The 14,744-nt window shown below is 32.6% G+C and carries 16 protein-coding genes and 1 tRNA gene; 8 read left to right on the top strand and 9 right to left on the bottom strand.

Translation table 11 applies throughout. The features are described from left to right. Window positions 1-86: 86 nt before the first annotated feature. Window positions 87-1,265: an LETM1-related biofilm-associated protein gene (locus EJA19_RS10080; RefSeq protein WP_125468244.1), complete on the top strand. Its 1,179-nt coding sequence runs from the start codon at window positions 87-89 to the stop codon at window positions 1,263-1,265. Window positions 1,266-1,267: 2 nt separating this feature from the next. Here the strand turns inward: EJA19_RS10080 and EJA19_RS10075 are convergent, their stop codons facing one another. The 5 genes from EJA19_RS10075 to EJA19_RS10055 form a co-directional block, all read right to left on the bottom strand. Then, complete coding sequence (locus EJA19_RS10075; protein ID WP_125468243.1) at window positions 1,268-2,023, bottom strand: LytR/AlgR family response regulator transcription factor; 756 nt, start codon at window positions 2,021-2,023, stop codon at window positions 1,268-1,270. Window positions 2,024-2,067: 44 nt separating this feature from the next. Then, entirely contained in the window at window positions 2,068-2,385 is a 318-nt protein-coding gene (locus EJA19_RS10070) for a 2TM domain-containing protein (protein ID WP_125468242.1), read from the bottom strand. 2 nt (window positions 2,386-2,387) lie between these two features. Next, on the bottom strand, window positions 2,388-3,722 hold the full coding sequence (locus EJA19_RS10065; RefSeq protein ID WP_125468241.1) for a 2TM domain-containing protein: 1,335 nt from the start codon (window positions 3,720-3,722) through the stop codon (window positions 2,388-2,390). 206 nt (window positions 3,723-3,928) lie between these two features. Then, window positions 3,929-4,357, bottom strand: coding sequence for an FKBP-type peptidyl-prolyl cis-trans isomerase (locus EJA19_RS10060; RefSeq protein ID WP_125468240.1), 429 nt, complete (start codon window positions 4,355-4,357; stop codon window positions 3,929-3,931). Window positions 4,358-4,505: 148 nt separating this feature from the next. Beyond that, window positions 4,506-4,580, bottom strand: a tRNA-Pro gene (locus EJA19_RS10055). A 104-nt stretch (window positions 4,581-4,684) separates the two neighbouring features. Here EJA19_RS10055 and EJA19_RS10050 point away from each other — a divergent pair. The 7 genes from EJA19_RS10050 to scpA are packed head-to-tail and all read left to right on the top strand — an operon-like array spanning window position 4,685 to window position 10,922. Further along, on the top strand, window positions 4,685-5,107 hold the full coding sequence (locus EJA19_RS10050; protein WP_125468239.1) for a c-type cytochrome: 423 nt from the start codon (window positions 4,685-4,687) through the stop codon (window positions 5,105-5,107). A gap of 48 nt (window positions 5,108-5,155) precedes the next feature. Beyond that, window positions 5,156-5,764 (top strand): uridine kinase, encoded by a 609-nt coding sequence (udk, locus tag EJA19_RS10045; protein ID WP_125468238.1) that lies wholly within the window; start codon window positions 5,156-5,158, stop codon window positions 5,762-5,764. Window position 5,765: 1 nt separating this feature from the next. Continuing rightward, entirely contained in the window at window positions 5,766-6,092 is a 327-nt protein-coding gene (locus tag EJA19_RS10040; RefSeq protein ID WP_125468237.1) for an FtsB family cell division protein, read from the top strand. Further along, on the top strand, window positions 6,085-7,455 hold the full coding sequence (locus EJA19_RS10035; RefSeq protein WP_125468236.1) for a methylmalonyl-CoA mutase subunit beta: 1,371 nt from the start codon (window positions 6,085-6,087) through the stop codon (window positions 7,453-7,455). The genes EJA19_RS10040 and EJA19_RS10035 overlap by 8 nt, the downstream gene beginning before the upstream one ends. A gap of 28 nt (window positions 7,456-7,483) precedes the next feature. Further along, window positions 7,484-8,161 carry a hypothetical protein gene (locus EJA19_RS10030; RefSeq protein WP_125468235.1) on the top strand — a complete coding sequence of 226 codons (678 nt, stop codon included), beginning with the start codon at window positions 7,484-7,486 and terminating at the stop codon, window positions 8,159-8,161. 8 nt (window positions 8,162-8,169) lie between these two features. Further along, on the top strand, window positions 8,170-8,802 hold the full coding sequence (locus EJA19_RS10025; protein WP_125468234.1) for a hypothetical protein: 633 nt from the start codon (window positions 8,170-8,172) through the stop codon (window positions 8,800-8,802). Further along, the gene (gene scpA / locus EJA19_RS10020; RefSeq protein ID WP_125468233.1) at window positions 8,802-10,922 is read left to right on the top strand and encodes a methylmalonyl-CoA mutase; all 2,121 of its coding nucleotides are present in this window, start codon (window positions 8,802-8,804) and stop codon (window positions 10,920-10,922) included. The genes EJA19_RS10025 and scpA overlap by 1 nt, the downstream gene beginning before the upstream one ends. Here scpA and EJA19_RS10015 read toward each other — a convergent pair. From EJA19_RS10015 to EJA19_RS10000, 4 genes are all read right to left on the bottom strand, one after another. Continuing rightward, the gene (locus tag EJA19_RS10015; protein ID WP_125468232.1) at window positions 10,919-12,154 is read right to left on the bottom strand and encodes a M48 family metallopeptidase; all 1,236 of its coding nucleotides are present in this window, start codon (window positions 12,152-12,154) and stop codon (window positions 10,919-10,921) included. The genes scpA and EJA19_RS10015 overlap by 4 nt on opposite strands. A gap of 40 nt (window positions 12,155-12,194) precedes the next feature. Continuing rightward, a complete protein-coding gene (locus EJA19_RS10010) occupies window positions 12,195-12,539 on the bottom strand; it encodes a four helix bundle protein (RefSeq protein WP_206075168.1) in 345 nt (114 codons plus the stop codon). Between the two features lie 20 nt (window positions 12,540-12,559). Then, window positions 12,560-13,360 (bottom strand): TrmH family RNA methyltransferase, encoded by an 801-nt coding sequence (locus EJA19_RS10005; RefSeq protein WP_125468360.1) that lies wholly within the window; start codon window positions 13,358-13,360, stop codon window positions 12,560-12,562. Window positions 13,361-13,425: 65 nt separating this feature from the next. Beyond that, a complete protein-coding gene (locus EJA19_RS10000; RefSeq protein ID WP_125468230.1) occupies window positions 13,426-14,733 on the bottom strand; it encodes an amidohydrolase family protein in 1,308 nt (435 codons plus the stop codon). Between the last annotated feature and the right edge of the window lie 11 nt (window positions 14,734-14,744).

Here is a 14,744-nt window from a genome sequence, read left to right as displayed (position 1 = left end):
ATACGGCTTTAACATGGCTTTAACTTTACATATATGATATAACGCGAAAATTAATTTACCTATATTTACATTTTATTAAAACACTTATGAATCCTTCGGCAAACGGTTGGGTAAAAAAACTTTTAAAGCTTGACAATGAAACCTCGGTATGGCTAAATACTGACTTAGAAAGGTTTTATTATAAGTTGAGAGATGTTGGTTTTATTTATGGTAGCAACATAAAAACTATAAAAGATGGTTTAAGTGAAGAAAAACTTACCGAAGAAGAGATTTGTAAGATTAATTTCCTCCTTGCCTTAAAATTTTGCTATAACAATGCCTTAAATACAAACAATGGTTTTGTAGAAAGTGTTATCGATTTTTACACACAAATAAATGCCCACAAACCATCTGTTTTTTCTGAATTTTTAGGCGAACGAAAAACTTCATCACTTTTAGAGACTATTATTCATAAACGTATTCAAATAGATGATAATATTATCGAGCGAAGCTTTAATTACTTTATCACAAATGCCTTACTTTTTATTGATGTTTTAGCCTATCAAAGATTTTTACAACACGATTATATTTCTGAAGACTATATAAAAACCCTTGAATTAGCTATAGAAACAACCGTTATAGAGGTTTTAAATATTAAAGAACAGAAAACTAAATACGATAAAAGTTTAATTGAACTTGTAGAGCAATCGTTACGTTATAATATAGATGAAAAAGTGAGTCTTAAGGAAGCCTTAACACCTATATCGTTTAAGCTTGAAAAATATTACATCGTGGATATTGCTTGTATGGCTACTTGGAGTGATTTAAATATTGATAAAAATGAAGAAAGCATTTTACAAGACATTGGTCTACTTTTGGAATTAGACAATGCTATTATTACCAATTCCATAAACAATATTAAGTTATTTTACAGTTCGCATAAAGAAAAGATTGCCCTTTTAAGCTCAAAAAACATTGTAAAAACCTTTTACTCTAATTCCAGTAAAATGGTGAGTAAGCTTATTTCTAGAAACAGTAAACGGTTACAAAAAGAATTAAAAGAAAGTCAGGAATTAGTTAAGTTATTAAGCCAGTCTACCGTTAGAGAATTAAGTGAAGACGAACAAAAAAAAGTACAAGACCAGTTACTAGATATTTTTAAATCTATTCCTAGTCTTGCTATTTTTATGCTTCCTGGTGGCGCGTTACTTTTACCTTTGGTTATTAAGTTTATTCCTAAGTTATTGCCATCGTCGTTTGATGATAATAGAATTGATGATGACTAACTTTACGCTAACCAGCTTTTAAAATCTTTTACACGTTCTCTGGCCACAATAATATCCTGCTCGTTATAATTATTTAACTTTATTTGAAGCCTAGAATTGGTATAGCTTACCATATCACTTATTGCATGAATGTTTACATAAAATGTACGATTTACACGATAAAACTCATCGGGTTCTAATTGAGATTCTAACTCTTCCAACGTATCGTCTATTAAATAATTTCTACCGTCAACAGTGTGTAAATAAGTTCCTTTATTTTGACTAAAAACACACTCTATATCACTAACATTTATAAGTTTTAAGTGTTGCCCAACTTTTACCGAAAACCTTTTTTTATACTCTCGTTCTATAGGATTTACTAAAAGCTTTTTAATGTCTTCGAAATCTAAAGAAATGGGAGATCTGCTATCAAAATTAGATTTAAATTTGGTAATCGCTTGTTCCAATTCTTCTTCATCTATTGGTTTTAATAAATAATCTATGCTATTCAACTTAAAGGCTTGCAAGGCATACTCATCGTAAGCCGTTGTAAAAATAATTGACGACTTTATATTAACGGTTTCAAAAATTTCAAAAGATAGTCCATCACTCAATTGAATATCTAAAAAAATAAGTTCTGGATGCGTATTATTTTGAAACCAATTAATAGCCTCTTCTACTGAGTGCAACATGGTTTCAACCTCTAAAGCTTGTTTTTCTAACATACGTTGCAACCGTCTTGCTGATGGTTTTTCGTCTTCAATAATGATAACTTTCATGGTCTGTTAATTGAATTCATTTTTTAATATAACACTCAAAATAACTATTCCCAACGGTTATGGTGCTTTTCCTGTTCCATAAACTGCTTTATTTTGCGTTCTTCCCAGTCTTTTCCCATTATAAATTTTGGCATAAATACTGTTAATCCATGAGCTAAGAGCCCTATTCCCCAAAAAAACATAGTACTAAAATTACTCCATTGAAAAAACGACTCGCCAGGATTTACGTAAATAACGTTAATTATCAAGAGTAAAGCATTAATAACAATGTAAATCGTTAAGTGAGAGTAAAAGCCTTTTAACTTTTTTACACGTCTTCTGGCATTATCTATACGTTGTTGTTCGTTAAAATTCGATTTCATAATTATTGCCATTTTGAGTTGTTCTCCTTTTCTTTATCTAGAATTTCTTGAATTTTTCGTTCCTCCCAAGTTTTTCCATATCCAAATACTCCAAAGGCGTGAAATATTAATCCTATTCCCCAACCTATTGCGGGAAACCAAAACCATTGAAACTCCCAATAGGTTTTATAATTAATAAACATTAAAAAAGGGATGACGCAACAATAGGAAATCAAGTTCCCATAAAATCCTTTTATTTCTTCTACACGTTTTTTTGCTCTGTAGTAAGCATTTTCTTGTTTTGTTGATTGTGTTTCCATGATTAAAACTTGTTTTGTAAGCATAGGTATTGCCACAGCAAAACTGTCTGCTCTTTGATTGATGATTACTTTTCTATTGGTTAGTAAACCATAGCGTTGTTTAATATTACTTAAACCAACCCCGCTACTCTTTTTTACTATTTGTTTGGGTTGAAGATTATTTTCTACTATTAAATGACCATTTTCTTCATAAATATGAATATTAAGTGGCTTTTTTTCGGTAACCATATTGTGTTTAACGGCATTCTCTAGCAATAGCTGCAAGGATAGTGGCACTACTTTACTTTCTGGGTTTTTAGCTTGTTCTGGAATATTAAAAACAATACTATCTTCAAACCGCATTTTTAATAAAGACATGTATATTTTGGCAAACTTTAATTCCTCATCAACAGCTACTAAATCCTTATTTTTTTGCTCTAAAACATACCTATAAACCTTAGATAATCCTGTGGTAAATTTTTGGGCGCTTTCGGGATTTTCTTCAATTAAACTGGTAAGAACATTTAAGCTATTAAATAAAAAGTGCGGGTCTAATTGATTTTTTAAAGCATCAAACTTAGCGCTTGCCGTTCCTGCTATAACTTTTTGCTCCTTAATTCTATTTTGCTGATATTCATTATAAAAATAAATTAAATGAAATACCATAACAATGGTTAATGTAATCCATAAACCAAAGGTATAGTTGCTAAAACTTTCGCTTGAAATAAACTCTTTAAACGTATTTCCATTATAATAAACAGCGGTTAATGCTCTTAGAATAAACAACCCTATTAATGTTATAACAACAGACCCTACAACACCAATAACAATACGTTTAATACTACTATTTGGAGGCCATTTTTTTTGATTTAAAAACTGAAAATAAAAGATATTACTGTAGCCTAGCAAAAAAGCATAAGCTTGATAAAACACGAAGTTGATTAAAAAATCATTTACCGAATTAAAATGAAATCCATTTCTAGAAAGCGAGTTACCAATTACAAAAACTATCGTTCCTATAATAAATACAATAATGCTATTTTTTAAATGTTTTTTCATGCGTCGCGGTTATAGAAACCTAAATTTAACAACTATTTTAGTTGATGTAATAAAACTGTTCGTTTTTTATTGATGATACAAATGTTTTAAAGTTTTAAATAATTTAAAAAACCTATTGTCCCAACTGTAAAAATTACGGGACGAACTGTATAAAAGCAAAAAAGCCTGGAAAATTCCAGGCTTTTAAAATCTTATTAGGAGAATATTTATTTAATCTCGATTAACTCTAATTCGAAAGTTAAATCTTGTCCTGCTAATGGGTGGTTCCCATCAACAATAATATTATCGTCATTAACCTCAGCAATTCTAAATTGGTATTCTCTACCATCTTCTGCTCTAGAAGTTAATCCCATCCCAACTTGCGGCTCAATATTATCTGGTAATTGCTCTTTTTTAACTTCGTGAAATAACTCTTTATTTACCTCGCCATAAGCATCCTCTTTAGGAATACTTACTGTTTTCTTTTCGTTAACTTTCATATCGATAATGGCTTTTTCAAAACCAGGAATCAACATACCTTGTCCTAAGGTAGCTTCTAGAGGTTCTCTTTCTAATGAACTATCAAAAACTTGACCGTTACTTAATTTTCCTGTGTAATGAACTTTTACCGTATCGTTTTCTTTTACTTGACTCATAAATTATTATGTCTATTTTAATTTTGTGCGAAACTAATATTTATATATTGAATACCAATAAATTAAACCTATTAATCCTAATTAATTAAGAAAAACTTAACGCAAAGGCATAAAAAAAGGTCAAACTTAGTAAGTTTAACCTTTTTTGTCGGGGTGGCAGGATTCGAACCTGCGACCTCCGCGTCCCAAACGCGGCGCGATAACCGGGCTACGCTACACCCCGAAAATTTCAGAGTGCAAATATATAGCTTTTCTTTAATTAGAAAACTATTTTATTTATATTTTTAATCAAAAAAAGTAAGTTAACTACCAAATTTATTAAATCTAATGAAAAAACACCCCATACTTTTAAGTGTTATTTTTTTAATTATAGCTTGTAAAAATACCGCTTCAAATAACTCATTAGAAGAAAAACCAGACTTTAAAACAAGCCTAGAAAATGGAAAGATAGTATACAACAATTACTGTATTACTTGCCACATGGCAAATGGCGAAGGTGTTCCTAAGGCATTTCCACCTCTTGCTAAATCCGATTATCTTATGATAGATATTCCTAGAGCGATTAAAATAGTAAAATACGGACAGCAAGGAGAGATTACCGTAAACGGTAAAACCTACAATGGTAGTATGACTCCATTAGGTTTAAGTGACAAACAAATTGCTGATGTTTTAAATTATATTACCAACTCATGGGGCAATACTAACGATAACTTAATTACAGTAAACGAAGTTTCAAGCATGGAACGATAAAATTACCCTTGAAATAATTAAATTTGCAATAAATGTAAATAACTCTCTATGCTAATCATAGGTATCGCAGGTGGAACTGGATGCGGGAAAACAACCGTGGTAAATCAAATTTTAGATCAACTTCCAGAAGGACAAGTTGGTATACTATCTCAAGATTCTTACTATAAAGACACGTCTCATTTAAATTATGACGAACGTGTTAAAATAAACTTTGATCATCCCAGATCTATAGATTTTGAACTATTAGAGGAACACTTAAAAGAATTAAAAAAAGGAAACAACATTAAACAACCTGTATATTCTTTTGTAAAACATAATAGAACAGGCGACAGCATTATAACCAAACCTAGAAAAGTTATGATTGTTGAAGGGATTTTAATTTTAACTAATCCCGAATTGAGAGATATGTTCGATATCAAGATTTTTGTTCATGCAGATAGTGACGAGCGCTTAATAAGACGACTAAAACGTGATATTGCAGAACGTGGCAGAGATATAAACGAAGTGCTTTCACGTTATCAAAACACATTAAAACCTATGCACCAACAGTTTATTGAACCCATGAAAGAATATGCCGATATTATTATACCTAACAATAAATATAATACTGTTGCTATAGATATTGTAAAAACCATTATTAACGAACGCTTAGTTTAATATGGTTAAAAACAAAACAAAATACCTTAAACCATTTAAAAATATATTTCTTATTATCCTTATCGGATTTGGTATATGGATGATTTTTTTAGATGCTAATTCTTGGTTAATTCATCGCGAATTAAATTCAGATATAGAACAACTAGAAGAAGAAAAAAAATACTACCAAAAAGAAATTATTAAAGACCAAAAAGCTATTAAAAAGCTAAAAACAGAAAATGGCATAGAAAAATTAGCTCGAGAAAAATACTACATGAAAAAAGAAAATGAAGAGATTTTTATTATAGAGTATGAAGATAGCATAGCAAAAACAGAAAACCATGAGTAAACTATTATTTAGTGATTTTCAAGACGTTTCCTCAAAGGAGTGGAAACAAAAAATACAAGTTGATTTAAAAGGTGCCGATTATAACGACACCTTAATATGGCAAAGCCCAGAAGGCATCGATGTTAAACCTTTTTATCATGCCGATGAATTTTCTTCGCTCCCAGAAACATCAACTACAAAAGCCACCACATGGAATGTTTTAGAAACGTTTTATGTCTCAAACCCAGAAAGTACAAACAAAAAAGCTCTAGAAGCGCTTACAAAAGGAACCGAAGCCTTCCATTTTGTTATTCCTAATAAAGATATTGCTATAGAGGTTTTATTAAAAGATATTTCTAAAGACGTTCCGTTATACTTTAGCTTAAAGTTTTTAGACGCTGCATACGTTAATCAACTTCTTAAACACGCACCTAATAAAGATCTTACTTTTATTAATTGCGATATTATAAACAACCTTGCAAAAACAGGAAATTGGTTTAATAATCTTAATGACGACCATACTGCTTTTAAAAATAGTGTAAAAAATAGCGGTTGTTTAAGTGTTGATTTATCGCTTTATCAAAATGCAGGAGCAAACATAACACAGCAATTAGCTTACAGTCTAGCACATTTAAATGAATATTTTAATTATTTAAATGATGAACTTTCTGTTTCAGAAAAAGAAAAGCTAAAAGTTATTTTTCACGTATCGGTTGGCACAAATTACTTCTTCGAAATCGCCAAATTAAGAGCGTTACGCGATTTATATGTTTCGTTAGCTAGTGAGTATGGTTTCAATCAAAATTGCCATATTATTGCCTTTCCTACAAAGCGCAACAAAACTATTTACGATTATAACACCAACATGTTGCGTACCACAACAGAATGTATGAGTGCTATTTTAGGTGGGGCAAACGCTGTTAACAATACGCCTTACGATGCTATTTACCATAAAACAAATCCATTTGGTGAGCGTATTTCAAGAAATCAATTATTAGTATTAAAGCACGAAAGTTATTTCGATAAAGTTGATAACCCAACAGATGGTACATATTACATAGAAACTATTAGTAATCAACTTTCCGAAAAAGCTTTAGAGGTTTTTAAAAGCATCGAGTCTTCCGGCGGCTTTTTAAACCAGTTAAAAGAAGGTGTCATTCAGCGAAAAATTAAGGAATCAGCATCTAAAGAAGAAGACGCTTTTGAAAAAGGAGAAAACACTCTATTAGGAACAAATAAACATCCTAACCCAGACGATAAAATGAAAAATGAGTTAGAACTCAATCCGTTTGTAGAAACAAACCCTAGAAAAACCTTAATAGAACCTATTATTGAAAGACGACTTGCTGAAAAATTAGATAAAAACCGATTAGAAAACGAATAATTAAACACTTTAAAACACCATTTTATTTATGAAATCTTTACTTAAAATCACATTATGTTTATTATTACTTAACGTACTAAGTTGTAAAAATGAACCAAGTGTAACTTTGGACTATAAGTATTCAGATAAAGAAAACCCTTTAAAATGTGATGGTTTAGACACAAAAATTTATAACGAAGCCTTATTATCTTTTGAAGAAGACATTATTAGCTTTTACGATAAAGAGAATAAAAACCTAACCAGAGCTTACTCAATGTTCTTTAGAAACGCTTCAACAAACCGCATCAAGTTTCAGGACGTTGCATCACTACATAGTGTAAATATTTTAAAAGTTCTGAAAAACGAAAAAGGCTTGTGGAAAGAAGGTTATACACTTAATTTTAATCATAAACTATTTAATTGTCTAGGGGACAACTTTAAAGACAAAGATCTCCAAACAACTTTCAACGCATTAATTAGCGCTAACAGTTTAACTCCTGAACTTTTTGGTGCTCCTTTAAGATATAAAGTTTCTTCTGTTAGTCGAGATAGATATTTAGCTGCTTTTTTTGCTTTAGAATATTATTATTCATACCTATCACAAGTAGATCCATTAAAAATAGATGAAACCAAAACACACAACAATTCTTCTGATGAAGCTACTCGTTTAAAAGAGCTTAAGAAAACCCAAAAAAGTGTCGATCCACACGCGGGCCATAACCATTAATAACTTACATGTTTAAAAAAACACCATTCATATTACTTTACTTCATTTGTTGCTTTTCTTGTGTTCAACTAGCGAGCGAAGTTAAAAGTTGGGTTGAGTTAAACGAAAACGATGAGGTGTTTGGTAAATATCATCATTTAAGTGAAGATAATATCAAGCTCTTTTTACCAGAAGTTTTCAAAAAATATTCTTTATCTGCTTATCAAGAAGAGTTAGATTCTCTTTTAGATGAAAAAGAATATAAACATGAACTTCATAGATTAAATATGATGAAATCTATGAAAGGGAACTTTCATATTTTTTTCGATAAGGAAACAAAATCAACCTACACTTTAAATTCGCTTCCTTACACCCCTCTATACAAAAGAGATGCACAATTTATCTTAGGTATGATAAGAAAGCGTTACGAAGCAGAAACCCGAAATATGAATGCTTCTTTTGAAAAAGTAACCGCAAAGTATAACAGCAGCAATGGTGTACAACTTTTTAAAGTTATTTATAAAATTAGATATGAAAATTATCCTGTTGATGCTTATAATACATCCTATATTATATCATCAAACAAAAAAACAGTGATGATAAATCTAACCACACCTTTCGATGTGTATTTCGACCCTTTTATTCAAAAAACGATTTTATAATGTCTAGAAAGAACCTCCAACATATTACATTAAAAAAGGCTACTTCCAATAGTAATAATACTCAACAGCAATTTACCACTGCAGAAGGAATAAGTTTAAAACCTTTTTACTCTAAAAACGACATAAAAAATGTAGAACACCTCAACTTTGTTGCAGGAATCTCTCCTAATTTACGTGGTCCTTACAGCACCATGTATGTTAGAAGACCATGGACAATTAGGCAATATGCTGGGTTTTCTACAGCCGAAGAAAGTAATGCTTTTTACAGAAGAAATCTTGCTGCTGGACAAAAAGGTTTATCTGTGGCCTTCGATTTAGCTACACATCGCGGTTACGATAGCGACCACGAACGCGTGGTTGGTGATGTTGGAAAAGCTGGTGTAGCCATAGATTCGGTTGAAGATATGAAAGTACTTTTCAATCAAATTCCGTTAGATAAAATGTCGGTTTCTATGACCATGAATGGCGCCGTTTTGCCTATTATGGCTTTTTATATTGTAGCAGCCGAGGAACAAGGTGTAAAACCAGAACAATTAGCAGGTACCATACAAAATGATATTTTAAAGGAGTTTATGGTTAGAAACACATACATCTACCCGCCTACTCCTTCTATGAAAATTATTTCAGATATTTTTGAATTTACTAGTAAAAATATGCCCCGATTTAACAGTATTAGTATTTCGGGCTACCACATGCAAGAAGCTGGAGCTACATGCGATATAGAACTAGCTTACACCCTTGCCGATGGATTAGAATACATTAAAACAGGGCTTAAAGCAGGAATGGATATCGATTCGTTTGCGCCTCGTCTATCCTTTTTCTGGGCTATTGGCATGAATCATTTTATGGAAATTGCTAAAATGAGAGCTGGTAGAATGCTTTGGGCAAAACTAGTTAAGCAGTTTAATCCTAAAAACCCTAAATCTTTAGCCTTAAGAACACATTGTCAAACTAGTGGTTGGAGTTTAACGGAACAAGATCCATTTAACAATGTGGCTAGAACATGTATCGAAGCTGCTGCTGCTGCTTTTGGTGGCACACAAAGCTTACATACTAATGCTTTGGACGAAGCCATTGCATTACCAACCGATTTTTCAGCAAGAATAGCTAGAAATACTCAAATTTATCTACAAGAAGAAACACAAATTACCAAAACTGTCGATCCTTGGGCTGGTAGCTACTATGTTGAAAAATTAACACACGATATCGCCCAAAAAGCATGGACACTTATTGAAGAAGTTGAAGAATTAGGTGGCATGACAAAGGCTATCGAAGCTGGAATACCAAAACTAAGAATAGAAGAAGCTGCCGCTAGAAAACAAGCCCGCATAGACTCTGGAAAAGATGTTATTGTTGGAGTAAACAAATACCGTTTAGACGAAGAAGATCCGCTACAAATATTAGAGGTAGATAACCAAACTGTAAGACGCCAACAAATAGAGCGCTTAAACAAGTTAAAAGTTGAAAGAAGTTCAGAAAAAGTAACGTCTTCACTTAAAAAATTAACCGAAGCTGCTAAAAGTGGACAAGAAAATTTATTAGCTTTAGCTGTAGATGCAGCAAGAAATAGAGCTACATTAGGAGAAATAAGTAGTGCTTTAGAAACCGTTTTTGGTCGTTATAAAGCACAAATAAAATCATTTTCAGGTGTGTACAGTAAAGAAGTAAAAGACGACGATTCCTTTAAAAAAGCAAAAGAATTAGCCGATAAATTTGCAGAACAAGATGGTAGAAGACCACGTATTATGATTGCTAAAATGGGGCAAGATGGTCACGACCGTGGTGCAAAAGTTGTCGCTACTGGTTATGCCGATGTAGGTTTTGATGTTGATATTGGTCCTTTATTTCAAACACCTCAAGAGGCTGCCAAACAAGCGGTGGAAAATGATGTACATATTTTAGGCGTATCATCGTTGGCTGCTGGTCATAAAACCTTAGTTCCTCAAGTTATTGAAGAATTAAAAAAATATGGACGTGAGGATATTATGGTTATTGTTGGTGGGGTAATTCCAAAACAAGATTATCAATATTTATTTGATGCTGGTGCTGTAGCTGTTTTTGGTCCTGGCACTAAAATTAGTGATGCGGCAATTAAAATTTTGGAAATTTTAATTGATTAACTGCTTTTTAAGTTTTTAAAACGCTGCAATAATGTAGGGTGTGAGTAATGCACAAACACATAAGCTGGATGTGGCGTTAAATTACTTAAACTATTCTTGTTAAGTTTTTTTAGCGCAGATATTAGCGGTTCATCTTTGTAGGTTTGCTTGGCATAAGCATCGGCTTGGTATTCAAACTTTCGTGAAAACCAATTCATAATCAATCCTGTAATTTCAGAAATTGGCGCGTACAACATTCCAAAAGCAATTAACCCTACGTGAAAACTTGGTTGCTCTACACCTATGGCTTGCGATAATAATGGGTTTGATATAAAAATGGATAACACATAAAGCATTATTCCTGTCAATAAGATTGAAGTTATTAAATTAAAAATGATATGTTTTTTCTTATAATGACCAACTTCATGTGCTAAAACAGCAACAATTTCCTCATCATTTAAATCATGGATTAAAGTGTCATAAAGTGTCACGCGCTTTTCGTGTCCAAAACCAGAGAAATACGCATTGGCTTTTGAGCTTCTTTTGGAGCCATCAATAACAAAAATTTTGTTTAACTGAAATCCAACGGATTCTGCATACTTAGATATTTTATCTCGCAAATCGCCTTCTTCAAGAGGAGTTTGTTTATTAAATAATGGTACGATTAATCGTGAATAGAACATATTCATAAACACCGTAAAAACGGTAATGAGACCCCAAGCATATAACCAAAAATGAGCTTTTGTTAGTTGAAAAAACCAAATAATCAATGCTAAAATACCACCTCCTAAAATAGCCATCATAAACAATCCTTTAAATTTATCGATTACGAATGTTTTAATGGTGGTTTTATTAAAGCCAAAGCGCTCTTCAATAATAAAAGTCTTGTAATACGAAAACGGTGTTGTTAGAATATCGCTGCCCAACATAATAACACCAAAAAAGATTAGGGCGATTACAATGGCATTATCACTATAACTTCTAGCAAAATTGTCAACAAATTCAAACCCATCAAACACTAAAAACAACACCATTAACACTAACGAAAATGTTGATGTGATAAGCCCAAACTTATAATTAACACGTTTGTATGCTTGCGATTTTTTGTATTCGGTTTCATCAAAAACATCTTGAAGGTCTTCGGGAATAGCATCATTAAAATGTTTGGCATTTAAAGCATCTAGAGTTTTATCCTTTATGAAGTTGACAATGATAATGCCGATGATGATATAGAATAGGGTTTGAGCTGTCATTTCTTTAATTAATGATTAGTAATGAATAATTAATCAATTATTACTCTTTTGAAGATTGGATGATTTTGAATAATATCTTTAGAATACTTGAGAGTTCCTTCTCCAACTTTTCAAATTCTGAATCTGTAATATAGTCTGTATCTTTAAGAATTCTCAACCAATAATGTGTTTCTCTAGCTTCTTTGTAGGAAATAGACATTTTGGCTCTAAAATCTTTCTTTGAAATTCCACCAATGGCTTCTTCTACATTGGCACCAATCGAAGTGTCTGATTTTAGAATCTGTCTTGATAATACGTATTCATTTTCAGCAATAAGTTTTTTGCTCAACAAAACTATTTTTACAGCAAAATCATAACTTTTAGTTGCAATGATATTTTCCTTCATTATTAATTACAAATTGTTCATTACTTATTGATTCGTCTTTGGCGAACTGCTTCAAAAATAAGAATTCCTGCGGCTACCGAAACATTCATGGAGTCGATATTGCCTTGCATAGGAATAATAATATTTTGTGTAGAATGTTGCAACCAATCGTCGCTTAAACCTGTGGCTTCTGTACCAACTACTATAGCTGTTGGGTTGGTATAATCCTGCTTGTGATAATCTTGAGATGCCTGCAAAGCTGCGCAAAAAATATGAATACCATTTTGTTTTAAAAACGATAATATCTCGGAAGTTGTTCCTGTTGCAATAGGTTTTGTAAACACACAACCTACACTAGACCTAATAATATTGGGGTTGTACAAATCGGTTTTGGGATTTGCAATAATTACGGCATCAACATTGGCCGCATCGGCAGTTCGTAATAAGGCACCAATGTTTCCTGGCTTTTCAGGGGCTTCTGCAACCAAAATTAGTGGGGTTGTATTGTTTAATATAATATCATGTAACTGATGGGATTTTGTCTTTGCTACAGCAATCACACCTTCTGTAGTACTTCTATGTGCTAATTTTTGAAACACGTCTTGAGAGATTTCAATAATCTCAATACCATTACGTTCCAATGATTTGGCTTCGCTTTCAGAAAACAAATCTGGGTAAAACAATACTGTTTCTATTGTGTATCCGCCTTTAATGGCTAATGATAATTCGCGTTTGCCCTCTATCAAGAATTGTCCAGATTTCCGACGCTGTCTAGATTTTTCTTTCAGTTGATATAGCGACTTAATTAATGCGTTTTGCGTACTATATATAGTTTTGTGCATAGATGCAAAGGTATAATTTCTACCAGAAAAAAAAGCGAGTTCAAAAATAAACTCGCTCATCTTCTCTATTGATTTTTATACTTATTGGAATACCGTTTCCAAAGCTCGGTCTGATGACTTTCCAAGCTAATATCTCGTCCGTCGATAAAGGCTTTATCAAGAACATTGGTACGCATATCTAAAGCATCACCCTCACTAATAAATAGTGTTGCACTTTTTCCTACTTCCAAAGAACCATAATCTTTATCAATTCCTAATATTTTGGCAGCGTTAAGCGTAATAAGCTGAAGCGCTTCTTCTTTACTTAAACCATAAGCAGCAGCGGTTCCTGCTAAAAACGGTAAATTTCTAGCATTCATTCGTTCCATATCACCACTGTTTTGCAAGGCTACTAACACACCAACATCTGTAAGCTGTTTCGCCAATTTAAAGGGCTGGTCATAATCATCATCTGTATTATCAGGTGTGGAATGCACACGCTTGATAAGCACTGGAATATTATGTTTTTTCAACAAATCGGCGACTTGTAGTGCTTGATAGCCTCCCACAACAACCATTTCCGAAATATCATTTTGTACTTTAAAATTAATAGCATCGGTAATGCCTTTGGCGTCATCAACATGTACAAATAGTTTTTTACTCCCATCAAACAAACCTTGAACGGCTTCGAACGGTAAATGCTTGGCAGATTTATCGCCACTCTGATAAGCTTTGCTTTCTTTTAAAAAAACAGTAACTTCTTTAACTTGTTTTGAATAGTTTTTATTTGGTTTTAAACCTGGATCTTCACCACGCCACCAACGACCACGCGAAAAACTATTTGGCCAATTTAAATGAATTCCATCATCTACTTTTATGGCAGCATCTTCCCAATTCCAAGCATCAAATTGTACCACGGAAGATGTTCCTGAAATTCTTCCACCACGCGGTGTTATTTGTCCAATTAGCACACCATTAGGACGCATTGATTCTACAACTTTCGATTCGGCATTATAGGCAATTAAGCTTCTAATATGCGGATTTAAACTTCCTATTTCGTCATCATCGTCAGAAGCTCTTACGGCATCAATTTCTACCAATCCCAATGTTGAATTCGGGATGATAAACCCTGGGTAAACGTGTTTGTCATTAGCGTTTATAACTCGCATATTACTTACATCAATTCTTACAACTCTAGCATCGGCTACAGTGGTTAGTTTACCTTCTTTGAAGATAATCAAGCTATTTTCAATGATTTCGCCATTACCAATATGTGCTGTTGCTCCCATTATGGCAATAGATTGCGATTGCTTTGGTGCTGGTGTTTGTTGTGCCATTACAAGTGAAGCACACAACAGAAATACGATTATTATGTTTTGTTTTAAATGTTTCATTTGTAGTGGAT

It is taken from the genome of Mangrovimonas spongiae (genome assembly GCF_003944795.1).
Lineage (GTDB): Bacteria > Bacteroidota > Bacteroidia > Flavobacteriales > Flavobacteriaceae > Mangrovimonas > Mangrovimonas spongiae.
Note: the sequence above shows the minus strand (reverse complement) of the source record. Positions and strands in the feature narration are given on the sequence as shown.

Coding starts and splice junctions, on each gene's coding strand:
- EJA19_RS10080 (WP_125468244.1), top strand. CDS start 87: ATGAATCCTTCGGCAAACGGTTGGGTAAAAAAACTTTTAAAGCTTGAC.
- EJA19_RS10040 (WP_125468237.1), top strand. CDS start 5,766: ATGGTTAAAAACAAAACAAAATACCTTAAACCATTTAAAAATATATTT.
- EJA19_RS10065 (WP_125468241.1), bottom strand. CDS start 3,722: ATGAAAAAACATTTAAAAAATAGCATTATTGTATTTATTATAGGAACG.
- EJA19_RS10000 (WP_125468230.1), bottom strand. CDS start 14,733: ATGAAACATTTAAAACAAAACATAATAATCGTATTTCTGTTGTGTGCT.
- EJA19_RS10010 (WP_206075168.1), bottom strand. CDS start 12,539: ATGAAGGAAAATATCATTGCAACTAAAAGTTATGATTTTGCTGTAAAA.
- EJA19_RS10015 (WP_125468232.1), bottom strand. CDS start 12,154: ATGACAGCTCAAACCCTATTCTATATCATCATCGGCATTATCATTGTC.
- EJA19_RS10025 (WP_125468234.1), top strand. CDS start 8,170: ATGTTTAAAAAAACACCATTCATATTACTTTACTTCATTTGTTGCTTT.
- EJA19_RS10070 (WP_125468242.1), bottom strand. CDS start 2,385: ATGAAATCGAATTTTAACGAACAACAACGTATAGATAATGCCAGAAGA.
- scpA (WP_125468233.1), top strand. CDS start 8,802: ATGTCTAGAAAGAACCTCCAACATATTACATTAAAAAAGGCTACTTCC.
- EJA19_RS10075 (WP_125468243.1), bottom strand. CDS start 2,023: ATGAAAGTTATCATTATTGAAGACGAAAAACCATCAGCAAGACGGTTG.
- EJA19_RS10035 (WP_125468236.1), top strand. CDS start 6,085: ATGAGTAAACTATTATTTAGTGATTTTCAAGACGTTTCCTCAAAGGAG.
- EJA19_RS10005 (WP_125468360.1), bottom strand. CDS start 13,360: ATGCACAAAACTATATATAGTACGCAAAACGCATTAATTAAGTCGCTA.
- EJA19_RS10030 (WP_125468235.1), top strand. CDS start 7,484: ATGAAATCTTTACTTAAAATCACATTATGTTTATTATTACTTAACGTA.
- EJA19_RS10060 (WP_125468240.1), bottom strand. CDS start 4,357: ATGAGTCAAGTAAAAGAAAACGATACGGTAAAAGTTCATTACACAGGA.
- udk (WP_125468238.1), top strand. CDS start 5,156: ATGCTAATCATAGGTATCGCAGGTGGAACTGGATGCGGGAAAACAACC.
- EJA19_RS10050 (WP_125468239.1), top strand. CDS start 4,685: ATGAAAAAACACCCCATACTTTTAAGTGTTATTTTTTTAATTATAGCT.